A 20,434-nucleotide genomic window follows, 5' to 3' on the forward strand; every position below is an offset into this window, starting at 1 on the left:
TCTGTGACCAATCGTTCGCACATCTGGTCCGACGCCGCCGCCGGCGGATCGCGGAAACTGAGAGCTTCTCGATTTGCGGCGCCACCGGCGCGGAACGCGGATCCGGACGACAGAGCGGGGTGGCGATGGTCCCCAGGAGCGGCGCGGCAGGCATGTCGCCCGAGTCGGTCGACGCCGCACCCCACGGCGCCGGCCCCACCGATGACCGGCCGACCACCCGGGCCGAGGCCGCGACCTGGTGGGAGCTGCGCGATGAGCTGAGCGAGCAGATCCTGGGCCTGCGCCGCGACACCGGCGAAGCCGAGCTGGGCTTCGACGACTACGTGCTGCGGGCGCCGGAGCAGACCGACTCGGACCCGGGACCCGCCGGCCCCGCCGGCGCCGCTCGCCACGAGTCACCGCGCACCGCGCCGCCCGACCGGCACCTGGCCGCACCGGACGACATCGACCACCTGCAGCCGCCGGGCGCCCGGGTCGCGTTGTGGCGCGGCCGGCGCGGCCTGTCCCAGATGACCGTCGCCCACCGGCTGAACCGGGCTCTCGCCTGGGTCATCGCCGTGGAGCAGGACCTCGACCGGCTGGACACGATCGAGGCCGCCCGGGACGTCGCCGACGTGCTGCGGATGGACCTCCCGCTGCTGATGGGCCGCGACCCGCACGGCCCGCCGGATCCCGGCTTCATCGACGAGGACACCGTCGAACAGCTCCACGCGGCGCTGGAGGTCTCCAGCGATCCGCTGCGCCTCTTCCCCACCGGGACCCGGCCGCTCGCGCTGGTCGAGATGGCCGTGACGCTGCGCGCCACCTGGCAGGCCCTGCAACGCGCGGAGTACGCCCGGGTGATGCGGGCCCTGCCCCGGCTCCTGCGGGACGCCGCCATCTCGGACGGCGCGCGCGCCGCGGGCCACGACGGCGCTGAGGCAGCGCGGCTGCTCAGCCAGACCTACCAGATCGCGTCCGCGGTGCTGGTCAAGGCCGGCCTGTACGAGCTGGCCCGGCTGGCCGCTGACCGGGCGTTCGAGGCCGCCGGCCGAGGCGAGGACCCCTTGCTTCTGGGTACGTCCGCCGGGTGCGGCGCCGCGGTGCTGATGGCGCTGGGCCGCCCCGCCCCGGCGCTGGAGCTGAGCGTGCTGGCCGCCGACAGCATCCGCCGGTCGCACCAGGCGGGAGTCAGCTCGCTGTCGGTGCGTGGCCTGCTGCTGGCGCAGGGCGCCCTGGCAGCGGCCCGGACCGGCGACGAAGCGCGGGCGGAGGACCTCCTGACCACCGCCGACACGTTGGCCGGCATGGTCTGCCCCGACGCCAACTACTACTGGACCGCCTACAACCGCGCCGCCGTCCACCTGCGGCGCCTGGCGATAGCCGTCGAGCTGGGCCGGGAGCCTCCGGCCGCCGACCCGTCCCGGCTGGCCACCGCGACGCCCGAACAACGCGCGACCTACCACGTGACGCTGGCCCGGGCCCACCTGCAGACCGGCCACCTGGACCGCGCCGCGGACGCCCTCCTGGCCAGCACCGGGCCGGCCCCGGACGAACTCCTGACCCCGCTGAGCCAGACCATCCTGACCGACGTCCTACGCCAGTCGCACCGCGCCGGCACCCCGGTGCCACCTCGCCTCGAACGGCTGCTGGCCCCCGGCCGATAGCCGGCCCCGGTCAGCCGTCGGTCTCGACGTACAGGCAGAACGGGTGGCCGTCCGGGTCGAGGCAGACGCGGACGTCGTCCTGCGGCTGGAACTCCGCGACGGTCGCGCCCAGTTCCACCGCCCGGGTGACGGCGGCCGGCAGATCGTCGACCTGGATGTCCAGGTGCATCTGCATCTGGGGGTGGCCGGGCCGCGCGGGCCACGCCGGCGGCGCGTAGTCCGGCTCGGCGTGGAAGGAGAGGCCGGGCAGCTCCACCCAGCCCTCCGACTGCTCGGTGATCGGGAGGCCGAGCAGCCGCGCATAGAAGTCGGCCAGCCGTCGCGGGTCCGGGGAACTGATCGTCGTCGCCACCAGCTTCATCGCCTCACCGTAACCGGCTGGAACGTGCGGAAACCGGGGCTCGGGGCGTACCGGAAGCAGCTCGTATCGATCGGGACCTGAGCAGCATGCCGCGTGAGGGGACGACCTCCCACGATCGCTCAGTCACGCGCGGACGGCACGCGGATCAGCCGGTCCGTCTCCTCGGCTTCGTCACCGTCGGTGAGCAGATGTTTTCGCAGGTCGTCGTCGAGCGGCGCGCACAGCAGGCCCTGACGGATCGACGTGGATGCCCGCGTAGGCGGGCGAACGGGCAGGTCAACACGGGTGTTCGCCCGATCGGCCCGGGGGCTGCGGGTTGGGTAGGCTGGAGTCGGACGATGTTCTGCGAGGCGAGCGCGCTCCGGGCGTACGTCAAGAAGATCTTCTTCAAGATTTTTCGGTACGGCCGCAGCGCCCGCAGGTCGCGTGGGTGCCCCAGGTTCGCCGGTCGGGGCGGCGGTGGGCACAATGGGAGGGTTGTTGGCCCGGGGACATCAGGAGGAACGGTGGCGCTAGAAGTACGGCCCACGAAGTGCGTCGTGGCGGTCGACGGCCCATCGGGCTCCGGCAAATCCACTGTTTCCCGGCGTCTGGCGACCGCGGTCGACGGCGTCTACCTGGACACCGGCGCGATGTACCGCGCGGTGACCTGGGCCGTGTTGCAGGCCGGCGTGGACCTGGCCGACCAGGACGCGATCGCGAAGATCGTGCTGGAGACCGAGCTGTCCATCGGCACCGACCCGGCCGCGCCGCACTTCGCCGCGAACGGGACGAATGTCGACGCGCCGATCCGCGGCCAGGAGGTGACCGGCGCCGTGTCCGCCGTCGCCGCCGTGCCCGCGGTCCGCAAGCACCTGGTCGCCCTGCAGCAGGCGATCATCTCGTCGCACCCGCGGATCATCGTCGAGGGCCGCGACATCGCCTCGGTGGTCGCCCCGGACGCCGACCTCAAGGTCTACCTGACCGCCTCGGCCGCCGCCCGCGCCGCGCGACGCAGCGCCGAGGACGCCACCGAGGTGGCCGCCACCGAAGCGGACCTGGCACGCCGCGACAAGCTGGACAGCACCCGCGCCACCGACCCGCTGCGCCAGGCCTCCGACGCCATCGAGGTGGACACCACCGGGATGGGCATCGACGAGGTCGTGCAGCACCTCCTAAGTCTGCTCGACAGCAAGGTAAGTAAGTGACTGAGCTTCCCGCCGGCCTCGATCTCAACGACTTCGAGGGCGGGTTCGATTTCTCCGCTTCTTCCGAGGACCCGTCCTCGGAGGACTCCTTCTCTGGCCCGGTGCCGGTTGTCGCCGTCGTCGGGCGGCCCAACGTCGGCAAGTCGACGCTGGTCAACCGCATCATCGGGCGCCGCCAGGCGGTCGTCGAGGACGTCGCCGGGGTGACCCGGGACCGGGTTCCCTACGACGCGCAGTGGAACGGGCGGCGGTTCACCGTCGTCGACACCGGCGGCTGGGAGCCGGACGCCAAGGACCGGGCGGCGGCGATCGCGGCGCAGGCCGAGATCGCGGTGCAGACCGCCGACGTGGTGATCTTCGTCGTGGACGTCACGGTGGGCGCCACCGACGTCGACGAGGCCGCGGTCAAGATGCTGCGGCGCAGCAAGAAACCGGTCATCCTGATCGCCAACAAGGCCGACAACCAGAACCTCGAGCTGGAGGCCGTGTCGCTGTGGTCGCTGGGGCTCGGTGAGCCGCACCCGATCTCGGCGCTGCACGGGCGAGGCTCCGGCGACCTGCTCGACCTGATCCTCGACTCGCTGCCGCCGACGCCGCCGGTGATGGAGGGCGGCCCGCGCGGTCCGCGCCGGATCGCCCTGGTCGGCCGGCCCAACGTCGGCAAGTCCAGCCTGCTCAACCGGCTCGCCAACGAGGAACGCGCCGTCGTCGACTCGGTGGCCGGCACCACCGTCGACCCGGTCGACAGCCTGGTCCAGATGGACGGCGAGATCTGGCAGCTGGTCGACACCGCGGGTCTGCGCAAGCGGGTCCACCAGGCGTCCGGCACCGAGTACTACGCGTCGCTGCGCACCGCCGGCGCCGTCGAGGCGGCCGAGGTGGCCGTCGTGCTGCTCGACTCCGGCGAGGTGATCAGCGAGCAGGACCAGCGGGTGATCACCCAAGTGATCGAGGCCGGCCGGGCGCTGGTGATCGCCTTCAACAAGTGGGACCTGGTCGACGAGGAGCGCCGGTTCTACCTGGACAAGGAGATCGACCGGGACCTCAAACGGGTGACCTGGGCGGTCCGGGTCAACATCTCGGCCAAGACCGGGCGGGCGGTGGACAAGATCGCTCCGGCGGTCCGCCGGGCGCTGGCGTCCTGGGAGCAGCGGATCCCGACCGGCGCGCTCAACCAGTGGATCACTGCATTGACGCAGGCTACGCCGCACCCGGTGCGTGGCGGGCGGGCCCCGCGGGTGTTGTTCGTGACGCAGGCCGGGGTGGCGCCGCCGCGCTTCGTGCTGTTCACGACCGGGCCGTTCGACGCCGGGTACCTGCGGTTCATCGAGCGGAAGCTGCGCGAGGAGTTCGGCTTCGAGGGCACGCCGATCGAGGTGTCGGTGAAGCCGCGGAAGAAGACCGGGCCGGGGGGTCGCGGGAAAGCTCACGGGTGAGGGTTGGTAGTCTGTAGGAGATGTCGCGCCGGGCTGGGGTTCGGGGCGGGATCGGGCTGTAGCGCAGCTTGGTAGCGCACTTGACTGGGGGTCAAGGGGTCGCAGGTTCAAATCCTGTCAGCCCGACGCAGTTAACAGGGACTTTCCCGCTTTACGCGGAGCAAGTCCCTGTTTTGCGTTTGGGGGCAACTTGGGAGCCAAGAATCAGACGGCGCTCTTCACCCGGCCGGATAGGACCCCAGCTGAACACCGGCTGCCCCCACGCTCGGGAAGGCCGTAGGGCCGGTTACCCAGTTGAGATCGTCCGGACCCAGCTGCCCGTAGGTCGGCACGAACCCGTCCGGTCCGGAACCCTTCCGTGTGCCCAACGCGCCGTGGGGTTCCTCAACGGTTGGTAGACGTTGGGCGGGGTGGCGTATGGCGTACAGGTGGGTGGTTACCGTGATCGAGCTGACTCGCTGTGCTTGCGGGTGGCTCCGGTCGGCGCGAGGGTGCCTGCCTGCTACCGGCCGTGGGCGTCATGCGGACGGGTCGTCCGTCAACGTCGCCGGGTCGAGGCGGAGCATGGCGAGCAAGCCTCCGTGCCGGTTCAGGTCGATGCGGTCCGGTAGCTCCCGGTCGACGAAATCGGCGCGGTTGTGCTGACCTCGTTCTCGTAGAGCGGCAAGCACAGCCGCTTTCGCAATGATCATTTCTGCTCCCGGATCACTGGTCGCCATGGGCGAGGCCACCCATTCCGGACCGCCGACCAGACGGTCGGCCACCCGAACTGGCTGCCCGCCCAGGCCCGGCGAAAGACCATATCGAAGGTCTTTCCTGGGTACGAGGGACGCGTTCCGCCCTCGCTGGTGCTGCGGCACCTCACCCCACGAAGCCAGCGGCCAATGCCGGCGCCCTCAGCGGATGCCGGCCTCGTCGGAGCGTGCGACGATCAGTTCTTGAAGGCGTCCCCGGCATGCCCCCGTCCGGCGATACGAAACACTTGGCCGGCCTTCGATCGCCCGGCCCGATTGTGCCCTCGTCGCATCGGCGACGTGCGGCCACCCGTGGGAGAATCGGTGGGTGAAGCAACCGATGTGTCAGGCAGCTGATCAGGCCGGCGCCTAGTGCGGCCACCGCCTCGCCGGGCACGTCGCGAGCACCCGCCTGTGAACCGCCTGGTGCGGGTCTCGTTCCCGGCCCCACTGGATGACGACCTCGGCGACCTCTATGACCACGCGCCATGTGGATTCGTCTCCACCCTGCCGGACGGCACTATCGTCAAGGTCAACGCCACTCTGCTCACCTGGCTGGGATACGACGGCATCGATCTGGTCGGCCGGCGGCGTTTCGCCGACCTGCTCACTCCCGGCAGTCGTCTCTACCACGAGACGCACTGTGTGCCACTGCTGCTGCTTCGCAACGAGGTCAAGGGCATCGCGGCGGAGATGCGTGCCGGTGACGGCACCGTGTTCCCGGTCCTGGTCACCTCCGTCGTCAAGACCGGCCGCGACGGCGTACCCCTGCTGATCCGTACCACCGTTTTCGACGCCCGCGAGCGTCGTGCGTACGAGAACGAGTTGCTCGAAGCCCGGCGGACCGCCGACCGGGAACGCGATCGGCTTCGCCTGCTCGTCGCCGGCCTCCAGCGCAGTCTTCTGCCCGCGTCGCTGGCGGTTCCGCCGGGCATGACCACGGCGTCGCTGTATCACATGGCCTCTCCCGACGAGGTCGGCGGCGACTTCTACGACCTCTTCCCACTCTCCGGAGGCCGATGGGGATTCTTCCTCGGTGACGTCCGCGGAAAGGGGATCGCCGCTGCGGCGGTGACCGCAACCGCCCGGTACACGTTGCGGGCCGCGGCCGTCTACGACAGCGATCCCGTCGCCGTGCTGCGCAACCTCAACACCGTCGTCTACCAGGACTACGCTGCGCCGGAGCACCGGCACTGCACCGTCATCTTCGGTGTCCTGGAGCGGCGGGGGAACGGCTACACCGCCACCGTCGCCTCGGGAGGCCACCCGCCGGCCCTGGTGGTCCGCGCCGACGGCTCCGCCGCCTACCACACCACTGACGGCGGCACGCTGATCGGCATCCTGGCCGCTCCACGCTTGGTGGCGCGGACCATATCGCTGGAGGTGGGCGACACCATGATTCTTTACAGTGACGGACTGACCGAGGCCCGGACCCGGGACGGCGGTCGTTATGGCGATCAGGCGCTGCTGGAGTTCGTGCGCGATCTGCGCCCGGCCGGCGCCGCGGCGGCCGTCGACGCTCTGGCCGGCCTGCTCACCACGTTCGCCGAGGTGGACGATGACGTCGCGGTCATCGCCCTGACCGCCGCCGAGGGAACGCCGCGAGTGGTGTGTATGCGGTGACGCCGGTCTCAGCCCACGGCGGCCTGCGGCTTCACTTCCTGCCATTCCTGGTTCGAGGCGCGCCACGCGCCGGCGACGATCAGCGCCGATCCGAGTCGCTCGTCGCTCGCGACCTCTACAGCGACACCATCGAACGGCCCCGCCCGCCTCCGGCACGGAAATGCCGGAGTCTGACAACCGGACACCACTCGGCACCACCCACGCAACGGGCGCGGTGCGGTGGTCGTCGGCGGATCAGAGTAGTCATCAGCCGCTGGGGTACCCGTACGGCAGTATCCGTCAGATGATCGCACTTCGCCGGAGCGCGACAGCAGCGGTGGCGAGGCGCACCTGATCATCTCGCCTTCAGAGCAGAAGGTTGCCGACCATGACCATTCTCGCCCCTACCGCAGCGTCGACGGCCCGGGAATGACCGTGGCCCACGGAACCGGGCCGCTCGCGGCGCGGTTCGTGCACGCGGCCCTGATCATCGAGACTGACCGTGACCTGGACATGCTGGCGGCCGAGCTGAACCGGTCGGCGAAGCGTTACGACGAGGTTCTGGTGGTGGTCGGTGAACGTACCCGCGCGGTGCTGGCCGGCCTCGCCGGAGACCTTCCCGATGCGGTCTGCTGGGGTGCCCAGGACGGGTTCTACCAGCGACTCGGATTCGCCTACGAGCGGTTCCGCCGCTACCTCGCCGCCGCGCATCGGGCGGGACGCCGCGCGCATGTGATCGCTGAACCCGATCTGACCCACGGCGTGGACGCCGGTCTGCGGGCCGATCGGGTCGCCGCCTACCTGGAGTACGAGGCGATCTGCAACCGCACCTACGCGCTGGACGCCGCCACCGTCACTTGCGTCTGGGACTGCCGCGACCACCCGGCCACAGTGCTCGACCGTGTCCGGGCCACACACCCCCACCTGGTCACGTCGGTAGGCCGGATGCCGTCGCCGGACTATCTCCAGCCGGAGCGTTACCTGACGGAACGTCGCCACCTGCCGATGGGGAGTCCACCGGCAGACGTCGATCACGATGTCAGTGTCGGCGGGGTCGCCGGGCTCAGCGGATTGCGGTCGGCCCTGGGGCGCTGGGCGGCAGACCATCGGTTCGACGGCGAGGCGATGGAGGATCTCGTGACGGCGGTGGTCGAGGTCGCGACCAACGGGCTGCGTCACGGAGACCCACCGGTCCGGGTTCGTGCCTGGCATCACGGTGACACGCTGGTCGTGCAGTGCGACGATGCCGGTTCCCGTCCGCTCCCCGCGGAGGCGGGGTTCCTCCGGCCCGATCCGGTCGCCGCGGTGGCGGGTGGACGGGGGTTGTGGCTGGCCCGGCAGTTGGCCGACATGGTCATGGTGTCGTCCGAGCCGGGCCGGACGTCGGTCCGGTTGCACTTTCCACGGGAGATCATGCTGGCCGCATCGTCGTGACGCCCGCGCAGGACGCGGAACGACGAGCCTCGCCCTCCGGGAGAGCCCGGAACGGCGAGGCGTCGGTTGTTGTCGGGGAGCGCGCCGCCAGGAACCGGCCGTGGTCGGCTGGGCTGTCAGCCGCCGTCGGCGCCGAGCTGCTGCCGCAGCTTGGTGAGAGCCCTGGCAAGCAGGCGTGACACGTGCATCTGGGAGACACCGATCTGCTCGGCGATCTGCTGTTGGGTGAGGTTGCCGTAGAAACGCAGGCTGATGATCTTCTGCTCCCGCTCGGCGAGGCCGGCCATCGCTGGACCCAGCGCCATGCGCAGATCGGCGAGCTCGTATCCGGCGTCCTCACCGCCGAGGGTGTCCCCGAGTTCGGTCCCGCCCTCGCCGAGCGGCACGGACAGGCTCGTCGAGTTGTATGCGCGGGCGCCCTCCAGGCCATCGATGACCTCATCCTCGCTGATGCCCAGACAGGCGGCGATGTCGGCGATCCTGGGGGAACGGCCCAGGGTGTGCGTCAGCGTGCTGTTGGCGCCGGTGATGGCGAGCCGAAGTTCCTGCAGCCGGCGAGGCACGCGTACCGACCAGGTCTTGTCCCGGAAGTGCCGCTTGAGCTCCCCGACGATCGTCGGGATCGCGAACCCGGCGAAGTCGACGCCGCGCTCGGGGTCGAACCGATCGACCGCCTTGATCAATCCCAGGACGGCGACCTGGTAGAGGTCGTCGCGCGGCTCGCCCCGGTTGGCGTAACGGCCGGACAGGTGGCGGGCCAACGGCAGCCACGCCTCGATCACCCGATCGCGCAGGCGGGGCCGAGCGGGGTGGCCGGCCGGCAGGGCCGCCATCGACGTGGTCAACTCGCCGGCTCGATGGGTCCTGGTCGCGGTGTCAGCGATGACGGTCATCCGGTGCTCCTCGCAGTCGGTCGATGAACCGGCAGAACAGCGACGAGCACTCCGATGACCGTTGCTTAACCTGTCGTCCCTCCTGCTTCCCCCCGAAAGCATGAGTTCAAAACCAGTTCTTCGTGCGGCACCCCATATTCAGCGAGGTTGCGGATATTCATGAACTGTGCAGGCATCGGATAGGTGCGGCGGCGAGGGTTATCGTGGGCTGCAGCCGGTGATCTTTGCAGAGGCCACTGTTCAGGTGGGTCGTTGTCGGTGGCGCGGACATCGAGGAGCTGCTCCAGAAAGCGGGCCACCTTGACCGTCTCCGATCAGCATCGTTTCATGGCCCCGGAGGTCATGATTACTCCTGGCCCTCAAGGCGAACGCAGAGGTGCAGTGGGAGAAAGAAAAAGTGTGGCACCGTCTGACGCTGACACGGCTGGAACGTCCTTCAGGTGCCAGCTGCGGCGAACAGAATGACGCGTATTCCGCTCGGGTCAGACCCGTGCGATGCGGGGTAGTGTGAGCGGTGAGCAAGCCGCCAGGCGGGGTGACCCGGTCGGTGACGCGCCAACCCGTTCGAGGTGGCGCCACGGCGAACACGGCGGGTCAGCGCAGGCACGAGGCGCAAGTCTTCGGTGCGGCGCGGTCCCTGGGTGACCTGGCGGCTCACTGCCGGCCGGGCTGACCGGCGTCCGCATCGGTGGCAACGGAGATTCGGATTCCCGTGCCTGTCTCCTCAATGGCGAAGCCTTCGCCTCGTCGGTCGCCGGGTAGCATCGCGGCATAAAGATCGGCGTTGGAAATGTCCACCGCTCCACCTTCGCGGGCCACCAGAATACTTAGAACGGCACGCAAGTTGACGTCGCTGAGATAGCGCATGGCGGACTCATTCCTATGAGGGCGGCAATCACGGTTTCCGCGGCTCCCGGAAACTCAGCCTACTCCGGTGCACTGGAATCGCCAGGGGTGCCGCTGCCGGCCTCACGCGCCGCCGGGCCGCGCTGAGAGTCGTGCCGGACGCCGTGACGGCGCCGGCGTCCGACCTCGGAGAGGCCGGCTCGCGGAAATGGCCGGCACGCCGATCACCTCCGCGAGCCGGCCGCCGGATCGCGTCACTACAGGTATTGGCCACTCGTTGCGCTGTCCCGGCGTGCCACCCGTACTGATACGACGTTGGCCAGGTTGATCAGTACGGCGTTCTCGTCGGTCTCCCGGTTGTACCTGGCGCGGGTGAGAATCAGGCTACGACGCTCGTCCAGCGCCCGGGCGACCGCCTCCACCGCCTCGTCCGGCCCGGGAAAATCGCTGGTCAGCACGGCCACGTCCTCGCCGCCCACCGGGTGGAACCTGATGATCATTTCCGTGTTGTCAGACATGGCCGTCTCCTCACGACGTCACCCGCATACCCGTTGCCGCCGCCGAAATGCCGGAGCAGCCCCATCTGCCGATGCCTCATCCCGGCGAGGCCCCGACGGCCTGTCACCGGCCTGCGCGTGCCGCGCGCTCGGCACGGGCTGGTGCACCGACCTCGTGCAGGTATCGCAGTGCCTGCCGGTAGGACACGACGAGGCTGGTCTGCTCGTACGGCACGCCGATCTGTGCGCAGTAGGCCTGCACGATGGGCTGGGCCTTGCGGAGGTTGGGTGCCGGCATGCCGGGGAACAGGTGGTGCTCGATCTGGTAGTTCAGCCCGCCCAGCGCCGCGTCGGTGAACCGGCCACCTCGAACGTTGCGGGAGGTCAGCACCTGCTTGCGCAGGAAGTCCTCGTCACCGGCCGGGTGCGGCATGCCCTTGTGGTTGGGTGCGAACGTCATACCGAGATAGAGGCCGAACAACGCCTGGTGCAGCAGGAGAAAGCCGAGGGCCGGCAAAGGCGGCAGGACGATCAGCAGTACGCAGAGGTAGCCGACAGCATGCAGGAGCAGCAGGGTCCCCTCCAGCCGCTTGCGTTTCACGACCCCGCTGCGCATGGCCTTGATGCTGGAGATCTTCAGATCGACGGCGAGCAGGGTGAGCAGTGGGAAGAACAGCGCGGCCTGGTGCCGGGTGATGAAGCCTTTGAGCCCGCGCCGTCCCAGTGCTGATTCGGTGGCCCAGATGAGCACCTCGGGAGCCACATCGGGGTCGAGGTCGTCGTGATTGGGGTTGTTGTGGTGCCGGGTGTGTTTCTCCATCCACCAGCCGTAGCTCATCCCGATGCCGACGTTGCCGGCGATCCGGCCGGCGATCTCGCCCGGTCGCTTCGTGCGGAACACCTGCCGGTGAGCGAGGTCGTGGGCCAACAGCCCCACCTGGGTGAACGTGATGGCCAGGAACGCCGCCGTCACGATCTGCCACCAGGACGAGCCGATCAGGAAGAACGCGGTCCACCCGCCGAGGAACATGAGCGCGACGACGCTGATCCGGGCAACGTAATAGGCGGCCCTGCGCTCCATCAGGCCTTCCGCGTTGATGCGGCGAGCCAGGACGGCGAAGTCACTGCCGGTCGGTGCCGATGTCAGAGTTGTCATGTGTCCATCCAACCGCTCGTGATGCGCATCGTCAGGAGCGCTAGGACCCTCGTCCCGGTGGTGCTACCACCACCGCAGCCGGCACCGACGGGAGGTCGTGGAGTTCGTGAGAATGCGCGTTGACGCCGCGGGCCTGGGCCGTGGTGCCCGGCGGGGCGTGCGCGGCGTGCTGGACGCCGTGGCGGCGATCGGCTTGGCGCTGACCAATATTCCGCTGCTGGCCGTCGCGGTCGTGGCGTTGGTGCTGACGCCGGTGCCGTACCTCGGGCTGGCCCTGGTCCCGTGGACCATGACGCTGGTCCGCAAGCGCACCGACCTGGAGCGCCGCCGTGCGTCGCAGACCGGTGTGCTGATCACTCGTCCCTATCATCCGCTGCCGGAACGTGGCGTCGCCGATGGTTGGGAACGGTTCCGCTGGACGGTGACGGATCCGGCCACGTGGCGTGACCTGGCCTGGCTGGCGCCGGGAGCCGCCGTCGGGCTGATCCTCGGAGCGGTCGGTGTGCTGGTGCCGTTGTACGGGCTGCTGGGCCTGACGCTGACGCCGTCGTGGATCTGGCTGGGCACCGGCTGGTACGGCTACGGCGCGGTCTGGTCCATCGACACGTTCCTCGCCGGTCTGCTGTCCGTGCCGCAGGGCGTCCTCATCCTCGCCGCCGGGCTGTGGCTGGCGCCGTGGCTGCGCCGCGTCGACGCGCTGTTCGCCCGGCTGCTGCTCGCTCCCACCCGGGCGGCCGAGCTTCGGCTGCGCGTCACCCAGCTGACCGCCACGCGCGCCGGGACGGTGGACGCCCAGGCGGCGGAGTTGCGCCGCATCGAACGAGACCTGCACGACGGCGCCCGGGCCCGTCTCGCCTCGCTGAGCATGACGATCGGCCTGGCCGACAACCTCATCGACCGTGACCCGGCCGAAGCCCACAAACTGCTCGCCGAGGCTCGGGCGTCCAGCCGCACCGCACTGGCCGAGCTGCGGGACCTCGTCCGCGGCATCCACCCGCCAGTGCTCGCCGAACGCGGGCTCGCCGGCGCGGTCCGGGCGCTGGCGCTCAGCCTGCCGATCCCGATCACCGTCGACGTCGACCTGCCGGGACGGCCCGACCTGCCGCTGGAATCCGCCGCCTACTTCGCTGTCGCCGAGGCGCTGACCAACATCATCCGGCACAGCCGCGCTCATCACGGGTCGGTGTTCTCCCGCTACGCTGCCGGTCTGCTGACGATGGTCGTCACCGATGACGGCAGAGGCGGCGCCGACCCGGCTGCCGGCACCGGACTGCGCGGTATCGAACGCCGCCTCGCCGCCTTCGACGGCACGATCATGCTGTCGAGCCCACCCGGAGGCCCGACCGTCATCACCATGGAGTTGCCGTGCGCGTTGTGATCGCCGAGGACCACGCCCTGCTCCGGGACGGCCTGACCCGGCTGCTGGTCGCCTTCGACTTCGACGTCGTCGCGGTTGTCGACAACGGCCCCGCGCTGCTGCCCACCCTGCTCGAACATCGGCCCGACGTGGCCGTCCTGGACGTACGCCTCCCGCCCACCTTCACCGACGAAGGTCTGCAAGCAGCCATCGCCGCCCGGACCCGGCTGCCGGGCCTGCCGGTTCTCATGCTGTCCCAGCACGTGGAGCCGCTCTATGCCCGGGAGCTGCTCAGCACCCCGCACGGCGGCATCGGATACCTGCTCAAAGACCGAGTCGCCGACGTCAGCGACTTCGTCGACGCCGTCCACCGGGTGGCCGGCGGCGGCACCGCCATGGACCCCGAGGTGATCTCACGGCTGCTCGCCCGGCGAGAGCCACTGGCAGTGCTCACCGCCCGCGAACGTGAAGTGCTCGGGGAGATGGCACAGGGCCGATCCAACGCCGCGATCGCGACCCAGCTCGGTGTCACGGAGAAGGCCGTGAGCAAGCACATCAACAACATGTTGACCAAACTCGACCTGCCTCCCTCCGACGACGACAACCGCCGGGTACTGGCCGTGCTGGCCTACCTGAACGCGTGACGGCGTGCCACCGGCGTGAACGGCTACCCGAAGCGGACAACGGCGACTGCCGGGCGGAACCGTCCAGGGAAGGCCTGCCTCCTGGAGATGGCCGCAATCCGAGCGCGCGTCCACCGCGCTCCCTGGCGGTAGCCGGCGACCGGCTGCCGGACCTGGTCGCCCGCCCGGAAATGGCGCGAGGGGCGCACAGGAATGGGGTCATGGGACCCCGGGGCCCAGCGGGGCGGCGCGTCGTTTCGTGTCGGTCAGCTTAAGTCGGCACCCTGAGAGTCGTCTTCGCCGAACTGAACAGGCGTAGGGTGGGGTCATCCCGGAATCGACGACATCCCACCTTCGAGGTGCCCGCCACACCGGCTCTCCCCCGAGGGGGATGTCGTGTCCAGTAATCGCCACCGTCTGCGAACCGTTCCGGCACCAGACGGCATCCCTGGCTCGCCGCCTCGGCGACCGATGACCGGGTACCTCATACCCGCACCGGCACCGCAGGATTCGCCGTCCGCTGCGCCGCGTTGCCGTGCGTGGTGCTGATCGACTTCATGGGGCAGAACACCGCAGCGTCGAAGTCAACTTCCTGTGGACGGACACCAACCTGCCCCTCGCCCTGGCACTGCTGAGCGCGGCCGTCAGCGCGACGATCCTGGCCGTAGTGATCGGCACCGCCCGCATCGCCCCACCGCGCCACCTGTACCGCCCGGGCCACGGCAACTGACCGGCCCGATCGAACCCAGCGCACGCTCAACTCCTGGCCAGCCGCCGGACTGTACTCGTGACACCGGCGACGGGCGGAAAGGCCCTGCCATGACGGCCACGGCACCCCGCGACATGCCACTCGCCTCCCTGTCGCCGCCACTGCCCCCACGACTGCGCCTGGAACCCACCTGCTCCACTCATACCCTGCTGGACGGCGGCTGGTGGCCGCGTTCGACCGATCCCGTGACCGAACTGCCCGGCCTCGTGCTGGCCATTGACACCCTCCGCGGACCCGTGACCCGGCTGATCCTCAGCGCCGACGGCTGGAACACCCACCCTCAGCGTCTGGGCGTGGCCGGACGCGTCCTGCGGCTGGGCTACTTCACCAGCCAGGTTCCCAGTCTGCTCACCGCGATCTGCGCCAACCGCTCGCGCGTTGACCTGCTGGTCGTCCCCCCGCACACCACGGCCGCCGCAGCGGGCGCCGCGATGATCCTCGCTGCCACCGCCTCCAACCTCATTCACGCCCAGCACATCCCCCTGACACCCAGCGCACCACCACCAGTCGCCGCGGCCGAGGACGCCTGGGAGGACGAGGGCGGCCACTTGGCCGGCAGCAGTCCGGCGCCGCCGCGCCGACAGGCGATCCGATGACCCCATACACGCGACACCCGACACGTCCGGTGAGCCCGAGAGTCCTGACCCAGGCTCTGTACCGCGCCGCCGTCGCAGCAGGGCGCGCGCCGTCGGCCGACAACACACAGCCCTGGCGATGGCGCCTGACCGGTAACGCCATGGACCTGTATCTGGATCCCGATCGCATGAACGGCGGCCGCGGCCGCATCGGGCACCTCGACATGATCAGTTGTGGGGCAGCCCTGCACCACGCCCGTCTCGCCCTGGCCGCCCAGGGCTGGCGGGCGACCGTCCACCGACGCCCCCGCCCGGGCAGCACCCACCACGTGGCGCATCTGCGCATCGACGGACCCGCCCCGGTGAGCGCCGGCACCGCCGGACTGGCCCGGGCCATCCGGCAGCGGCACACCGACCTGCGCCCCGTCACCGGCAGCCCGCTCGGGGCACTCGATCTGCGGACCCTCAGCCGAGCATTCACCTCACCCGACATCAGCGTGCACATCCTGCGCCCCGATGAAATCCTCACGCTCACGCTAGCGGCCGCCCACGCGCGGCACGTCGAGGCAACCGAGGCGCAATGGCACGAACAACTGACGCTGTGGACCGGCGCCGACCGCATCCTGGGCACCGTCGACCGCCTGCGCCTGCCCACCCGGCCCGGAGACCACGACCGGGCGGCGACCTTCGCCGTTCTGCACGGTCGAGGCGATCAAGACATCGAGTGGCTGCACGCCGGCGAGACACTCTCCACCGGCTGGCTGGTCGCCACCCAACTGGCCGTGTCGGTACTACCGTTCAGCGCACCGATCGAGAACACCCAGGCCCGCGAAGCCCTGAGCCGTGCCGTGCCGGACCTCAACCATCCGTACCTGATGATGCGACTGGGCAGGCACACGTCCGCAGCCAGCGCCTCACCCTCCGTGCGGCTCGATGCCGCCGAGATCTTTGGAGCACCACACCCCCTGTGAGGCTGGGTCCGCTCCCTCTGCCGGTGGCCTTGTGCTGCGGAGCGTGACCGACGCTGTGACCAGCGGGATGGTGTGAGTGACCTGCTGCTCCAAGTGGAGAAGTCCGCTCCGGTCGAGACTGTCGGCATCGACGTCGGCGCGTGGTGGGTGGCGCTTCTCCTCGCGGCCGGTGAGCTGAGGACCGTCTCTCCAGAAGCCATCTTTACAAGAAGGGCATCAATGTATTAACTCGACGTAACGCAGTGGGAGCGCTCCCACTCACCAGTCCGAAGGGAGCGGGTCGATGCCACGGGCGTATCGGAACGCCATACTCGCGCTGCTGCTCATGGTGGGTGTCACCGTCATGGCGCGGCCCTCCCAGGCCGCCGAGCCGGCCTACAACTACGGCGAGGCGCTGCAGAAGTCGCTGCTGTTCTACGAGGCCCAGATCGCCGGCAAGAAGCCCGACTGGAGCCGGGTCTCCTGGCGCGGCGACGCGGCGATGACCGACGGCGCCGACGCCGGCCTGGACCTCACCGGCGGCTGGTTCGACGCCGGTGACCACGTCAAGTTCGGGCTGCCGATGGCGTTCAGCACCACCATGCTGGCCTGGGGCGCGGTGCAGAACCGGGCCGCCTACGCCGCCTCCGGCCAGCTCACCCACCTGCTGAACAACCTGCGCGTACCGAACGACTACTTCATCAAGGCGCACCCGTCGGCCACCGTCCTGTACGGCCAGGTGGGCAACGGCGACGCGGACCACAAGTGGTGGGGACCGGCCGAGGTGCTGCCGATGGCGCGTCCGGCGTACAAGATAGACGCCACCTGTGGTGGCAGCGACCTGGCCGGGGAGACGGCCGCCGCGATGGCCGCCAGCTCGATGGTCTTCCGCCCGACCGATCCGGCCTACGCCGACACGCTGCTCACCCACGCCAAGCAGCTGTACACCTTCGCGGACACGGTGCGGCGCGCCTACTCGGAGTGCATCACCGACGCGGCTGCCTTCTACAAGTCGTGGAGTGGTTACGCCGACGAGCTGGTGTGGGGCGCGATCTGGCTCTACCGGGCGACCGGCGACACGTCGTATCTGGCGAAGGCCGAGGCCGGCTACGACGCGCAGGGCAACGAGCCGCAGAGCACCACCAAGTCCTACAAGTGGACGATCGCCTGGGACAACAAGCAGTTCGGCAACTATGTGCTGCTCGCCCAGCTGACCGGCAAGCAGAAGTATCTCGACGACGCGAACCGCTGGCTGGACTGGTTCACCGTCGGGGTGAACGGTGACAAGGTGCGCACCTCCCCCGGCGGCCAGGTCTTCGTGGACAGCTGGGGATCGCTGCGCTACGCGGCCAACACCGCCTTCGCCGCGCTGGTCTACAGCGGCGTGACGACCGATCAGACCCGCAAGGCGCGCTACCACGACTTCGCGGTCCGGCAGATCAACTACGCGCTCGGCGACAACCCGCGCAAGGCCAGCTACGTGATCGGCTTCGGCGCGAACCCGCCGAAGAACCCGCACCACCGCACCGCGCACGGCTCCTGGTGGGACAGCCAGCAGGTGCCCGAGCAGACCCGGCACACCCTGTACGGCGCGCTGGTCGGCGGCCCGTCCGCGCCGGACGACAAGTACGCCGACAACCGCGGCGATTACGTGATGAACGAGGTGGCCACCGACTACAACGCCGGTTTCACCTCGGCGCTGGCCGCGCTGCAGGGTGAGTTCGGTGGCGCTCCGCTGGCGAACTTCCCGCAGGCCGAGAAGCCGGACATCGCCGAGATGTCGGTGGAGACCACGGTGATGCAGAACGAGACGCGCAGCACCGGGATCAAGGCGATCGTCTACAACAAGTCGGCGTTCCCGGCGCGGGCGCTGACCCACGCGCGGTTCCGCTACTACTTCACCCGCGACGACGACTCGGCGCTGGCCGTGTCGTCGCCCTACACCCAGGGCTGCCCCGGCCCGACCGCGGCCAGGCAGGCGTCCGGTTCGCTCTGGTACGTCGAGGTGGACTGCACCGGCTGGACGATCGCCCCGGCCGGCCAGTCCGCGCACCGGATGGAGGTCCAGCTCAAGATCGGGGTGGTCGAGGGCGGCCGGTGGGATCCGTCCAACGACCCGTCGTACCAGGCCACGGCCGGTCCGAACGCGACCGTGCCGCTCTACGAGGGCAGCACGCTGGTCTGGGGCGCCGAGCCGGGCGGACCGACCACGAGTCCCAGCCCGAGCCCCAGCGTCAGCGACAGCCCGAGTCCGAGCCCGAGTCCGAGCGCCAGCGCCAGCCCGGCCCCGACCGGCCCGTGCCGCGTCGGCTACAGCACCAACGACTGGGGTTCCGGCTTCACCGCCACCGTCACGGTCACCAACACCAGCCAGACCACGATCAACACCTGGAAACTGCTCTTCGCGTACGACGCGGGCCAGCGCGCCGGGCAGGCGTGGTCGGCGACCGTCACCCAGTCCGGCACCCAGGTGACCGCTACGAACCTCACCTACAACGGCACCCTGGCGCCCGGAGCGTCCACCAGCTTCGGTTTCAACGGCACCACCACCGGTACGAACCCGCGCCCGACAGCCTTCACCCTGAACGGCGCCACCTGCACCATCGCCTGATCCAAAGGGGCCGGGGCGCCGAAGGAGGCGCCCCGGCCATTCTCCGGTGAACGCGTGATGACCACTGATCGAATGGTCGCTCGCGACGAATCCGCCACCCCCGCCGCTCCGCTAGATTGCGGTGCGGAATGCGGCACGGGGGATAAATGGACACCACTACCACCATCCTGGACCGGGTGTCCCCCGCGGACACCGGCCGGTCCGGATCGAGCACGGAACGCCGGCCATGGCTCGCGCTGACGCTGATCCTGGTGATCGCGGCGGCCGTCCGGCTCTACCGGTTCCCGGGGGTGCCGCACGGGCTGAACCAGGATGAGGTGTCGGCCGGTTACGAGACGCTGTCGCTGCTCAGCGCCGGCACCGACCGGTGGGGCACCCGCTGGCCCGCCTACTTCACCGCTTTCGGCAGCGGGCAGAACGTGCTGCTGTCGTACCTCAACATGCCCTTCGTCGCGGTCCTCGGTCCGACGCCGCTGGCCGTGCGGCTGCTGCCGGCCCTGCTCGGCGTGCTGACCGTCGCGGTCACCTACGCGCTCACCACCCGGCTCGCCGGGCGCCGGGCCGGGATCCTCGCGGCGCTGCTGCTGGTGGCCTGTCCGTGGCACGTGATGATGTCGCGCTGGTCGCTGGAGTCGAACCTGCTGCCACCGGTGATGCTGATCGCGGTCTGGCTGCTGGTGGTGGCCCACCAGTCGGAGCGGCGCTGGCTGCTGCCGGTATCGCTGATGCCGATGGCGCTGGTCTTCTACGCCTACGCGGCGGCGACCCTGGTGGTCGTGCTGTTCGTGGCCGGTTTCCTGGCGGTCCGGTTCGGCACGGTACGCCGCCGCCCGCTCGCCACCACGGCCAGCGTCGCCCTGTTCGGCCTGGTGGCGCTGCCGTACGGAATGTTCCTGCTGGTCAACCAGATCCTGCACCGGGCGCCGGGCTGGGTGTCCGCGCTGCCGTTCGGGGTGCCACTGCTGCCCGGCAGCCGGGTCTCGGAGATCAACACGGACAGCCTGGTCGCCGACAACGTGCGCTTCGCCGTGCGGGGCTTCGACGACGGCCTGCCGTGGAACGTGATGTCGCCCTACCTGCCGTTCGGCCTGGTGATCATCCCGCTCGCCGCGGTCGGCGGCTACTTCGCCCTCCGGCGCCGGACCGACGTCCCGCTGCTCTGGCTGGGCGCCACCCTGCCGATGTTCTTCCTGGTCCAGCTCAACGTCAACCGGATCAACGCGCTCTTCCTCCCGCTGATCATCCTGGCCGCGCTGGGCCTGGACGGGATCGCCCGGTCGATCGCCGAGGCCCGCGCCGGCCGCGCGGTGATCGCCGCCGTCCTGTCGGTGGCGCTGCTCTACCACGCCGCCTTCGTCCAGGACTACTTCACCGGCTACAACGACCTGGTCCGCACCCGGTTCGCCGCCGGCCTGGACCGGGCGCTGACCGTCGCCGAACGCCACACCGCGCCCGGCCAGCCGGTCTACCTCTCCGACGGCATCCCGCTCAACTACCTCTACCTGCTGTTCTACCGCGACGTCGACCCGCGCGAGTTCCGCGCCCACGCGCAGATCGAGCTGCGCGGCAGTGTCTACTTCGTCCGCAACTACCGGTCGTTCTACTTCCACCAGGACGATCCGGCGCTGATCGCCTCCCCGGAATACCTCGGGATCTACCGAGTCGACGAGCCGAAGAAGTGCGCCGGGACGACCCCGGTCACCAGGCGCAAGGTGGCCTCGGTCGGCGCCTTCTGGGTCGTCCGGTGCAGCCGCTGA

The 20,434-nt window shown here is 69.9% G+C and carries 18 protein-coding genes and 1 tRNA gene; 13 read left to right on the top strand and 6 right to left on the bottom strand.

Translation table 11 applies throughout. The features are described 5' to 3' along the window. Window positions 1–152: 152 nt before the first annotated feature. Window positions 153–1,646, top strand: coding sequence for a helix-turn-helix domain-containing protein (locus BJY16_RS43485; protein ID WP_185045543.1), 1,494 nt, complete (start codon window positions 153–155; stop codon window positions 1,644–1,646). Window positions 1,647–1,656: 10 nt separating this feature from the next. Here BJY16_RS43485 and BJY16_RS43490 read toward each other — a convergent pair whose 3' ends face one another. After that, window positions 1,657–2,007 carry a VOC family protein gene (locus tag BJY16_RS43490; protein WP_185045544.1) on the bottom strand — a complete coding sequence of 117 codons (351 nt, stop codon included), beginning with the start codon at window positions 2,005–2,007 and terminating at the stop codon, window positions 1,657–1,659. 506 nt (window positions 2,008–2,513) lie between these two features. On the opposite strand from BJY16_RS43490, the gene cmk reads away from it, so the two are divergent. The 3 genes from cmk to BJY16_RS43505 all read left to right on the top strand — a co-directional run bounded on the left by cmk (window position 2,514) and on the right by BJY16_RS43505 (window position 4,756). Next, a complete protein-coding gene (gene cmk / locus BJY16_RS43495) occupies window positions 2,514–3,194 on the top strand; it encodes a (d)CMP kinase (RefSeq protein ID WP_185045545.1) in 681 nt (226 codons plus the stop codon). Then, window positions 3,191–4,630, top strand: a complete 1,440-nt coding sequence (gene der / locus BJY16_RS43500) for a ribosome biogenesis GTPase Der (RefSeq protein WP_185045546.1) — start codon at window positions 3,191–3,193, stop codon at window positions 4,628–4,630. Before cmk ends, der begins: the two co-directional genes overlap by 4 nt. 52 nt (window positions 4,631–4,682) lie before the next feature. Further along, window positions 4,683–4,756: transfer RNA gene (locus BJY16_RS43505), tRNA-Pro, on the top strand. A gap of 392 nt (window positions 4,757–5,148) precedes the next feature. Here BJY16_RS43505 and BJY16_RS43510 read toward each other — a convergent pair. Beyond that, entirely contained in the window at window positions 5,149–5,394 is a 246-nt protein-coding gene (locus BJY16_RS43510) for a hypothetical protein (protein ID WP_185047001.1), read from the bottom strand. Between the two features lie 384 nt (window positions 5,395–5,778). Between BJY16_RS43510 and BJY16_RS43515 the strand changes: the two genes are divergently transcribed. After that, window positions 5,779–6,987, top strand: a complete 1,209-nt coding sequence (locus BJY16_RS43515) for a PP2C family protein-serine/threonine phosphatase (RefSeq protein ID WP_239177900.1) — start codon at window positions 5,779–5,781, stop codon at window positions 6,985–6,987. A 450-nt stretch (window positions 6,988–7,437) separates the two neighbouring features. Beyond that, complete coding sequence (locus tag BJY16_RS43520) at window positions 7,438–8,400, top strand: ATP-binding protein (protein ID WP_185045548.1); 963 nt, start codon at window positions 7,438–7,440, stop codon at window positions 8,398–8,400. A 116-nt stretch (window positions 8,401–8,516) separates the two neighbouring features. Here BJY16_RS43520 and BJY16_RS43525 read toward each other — a convergent pair whose 3' ends face one another. The 4 genes from BJY16_RS43525 to BJY16_RS43540 form a co-directional block, all read right to left on the bottom strand. Then, window positions 8,517–9,293, bottom strand: coding sequence for an RNA polymerase sigma factor SigF (locus BJY16_RS43525; RefSeq protein ID WP_185045549.1), 777 nt, complete (start codon window positions 9,291–9,293; stop codon window positions 8,517–8,519). Window positions 9,294–9,947: 654 nt separating this feature from the next. Next, window positions 9,948–10,160, bottom strand: a complete 213-nt coding sequence (locus BJY16_RS43530) for a hypothetical protein (protein ID WP_185045550.1) — start codon at window positions 10,158–10,160, stop codon at window positions 9,948–9,950. Window positions 10,161–10,396: 236 nt separating this feature from the next. Further along, entirely contained in the window at window positions 10,397–10,657 is a 261-nt protein-coding gene (locus BJY16_RS43535) for a hypothetical protein (RefSeq protein WP_185045551.1), read from the bottom strand. Window positions 10,658–10,760: 103 nt separating this feature from the next. Next, on the bottom strand, window positions 10,761–11,792 hold the full coding sequence (locus BJY16_RS43540) for a fatty acid desaturase family protein (protein WP_185046946.1): 1,032 nt from the start codon (window positions 11,790–11,792) through the stop codon (window positions 10,761–10,763). Between the two features lie 112 nt (window positions 11,793–11,904). Between BJY16_RS43540 and BJY16_RS43545 the strand changes: the two genes are divergently transcribed. The 7 genes from BJY16_RS43545 to BJY16_RS43575 all read left to right on the top strand — a co-directional run bounded on the left by BJY16_RS43545 (window position 11,905) and on the right by BJY16_RS43575 (window position 20,434). Beyond that, a complete protein-coding gene (locus tag BJY16_RS43545) occupies window positions 11,905–13,170 on the top strand; it encodes a sensor histidine kinase (protein ID WP_185045552.1) in 1,266 nt (421 codons plus the stop codon). Further along, window positions 13,158–13,793: a response regulator transcription factor gene (locus BJY16_RS43550; protein WP_185045553.1), complete on the top strand. Its 636-nt coding sequence runs from the start codon at window positions 13,158–13,160 to the stop codon at window positions 13,791–13,793. The genes BJY16_RS43545 and BJY16_RS43550 overlap by 13 nt, the downstream gene beginning before the upstream one ends. A 514-nt stretch (window positions 13,794–14,307) precedes the next feature. Further along, window positions 14,308–14,502, top strand: a complete 195-nt coding sequence (locus BJY16_RS43555; protein ID WP_185045554.1) for a hypothetical protein — start codon at window positions 14,308–14,310, stop codon at window positions 14,500–14,502. A 113-nt stretch (window positions 14,503–14,615) separates the two neighbouring features. After that, a complete protein-coding gene (locus tag BJY16_RS43560) occupies window positions 14,616–15,137 on the top strand; it encodes a DUF5994 family protein (RefSeq protein ID WP_239177908.1) in 522 nt (173 codons plus the stop codon). Window positions 15,138–15,277: 140 nt separating this feature from the next. Further along, on the top strand, window positions 15,278–16,087 hold the full coding sequence (locus tag BJY16_RS43565) for a nitroreductase (RefSeq protein WP_185045556.1): 810 nt from the start codon (window positions 15,278–15,280) through the stop codon (window positions 16,085–16,087). A 283-nt stretch (window positions 16,088–16,370) separates the two neighbouring features. After that, entirely contained in the window at window positions 16,371–18,677 is a 2,307-nt protein-coding gene (locus tag BJY16_RS43570) for a glycoside hydrolase family 9 protein (protein WP_185045557.1), read from the top strand. A 146-nt stretch (window positions 18,678–18,823) separates the two neighbouring features. Next, window positions 18,824–20,434, top strand: coding sequence for a glycosyltransferase family 39 protein (locus BJY16_RS43575; protein WP_185045558.1), 1,611 nt, complete (start codon window positions 18,824–18,826; stop codon window positions 20,432–20,434).

Origin of the sequence: Actinoplanes octamycinicus (genome assembly GCF_014205225.1) — a bacterium.
Lineage (GTDB): Bacteria > Actinomycetota > Actinomycetes > Mycobacteriales > Micromonosporaceae > Actinoplanes > Actinoplanes octamycinicus.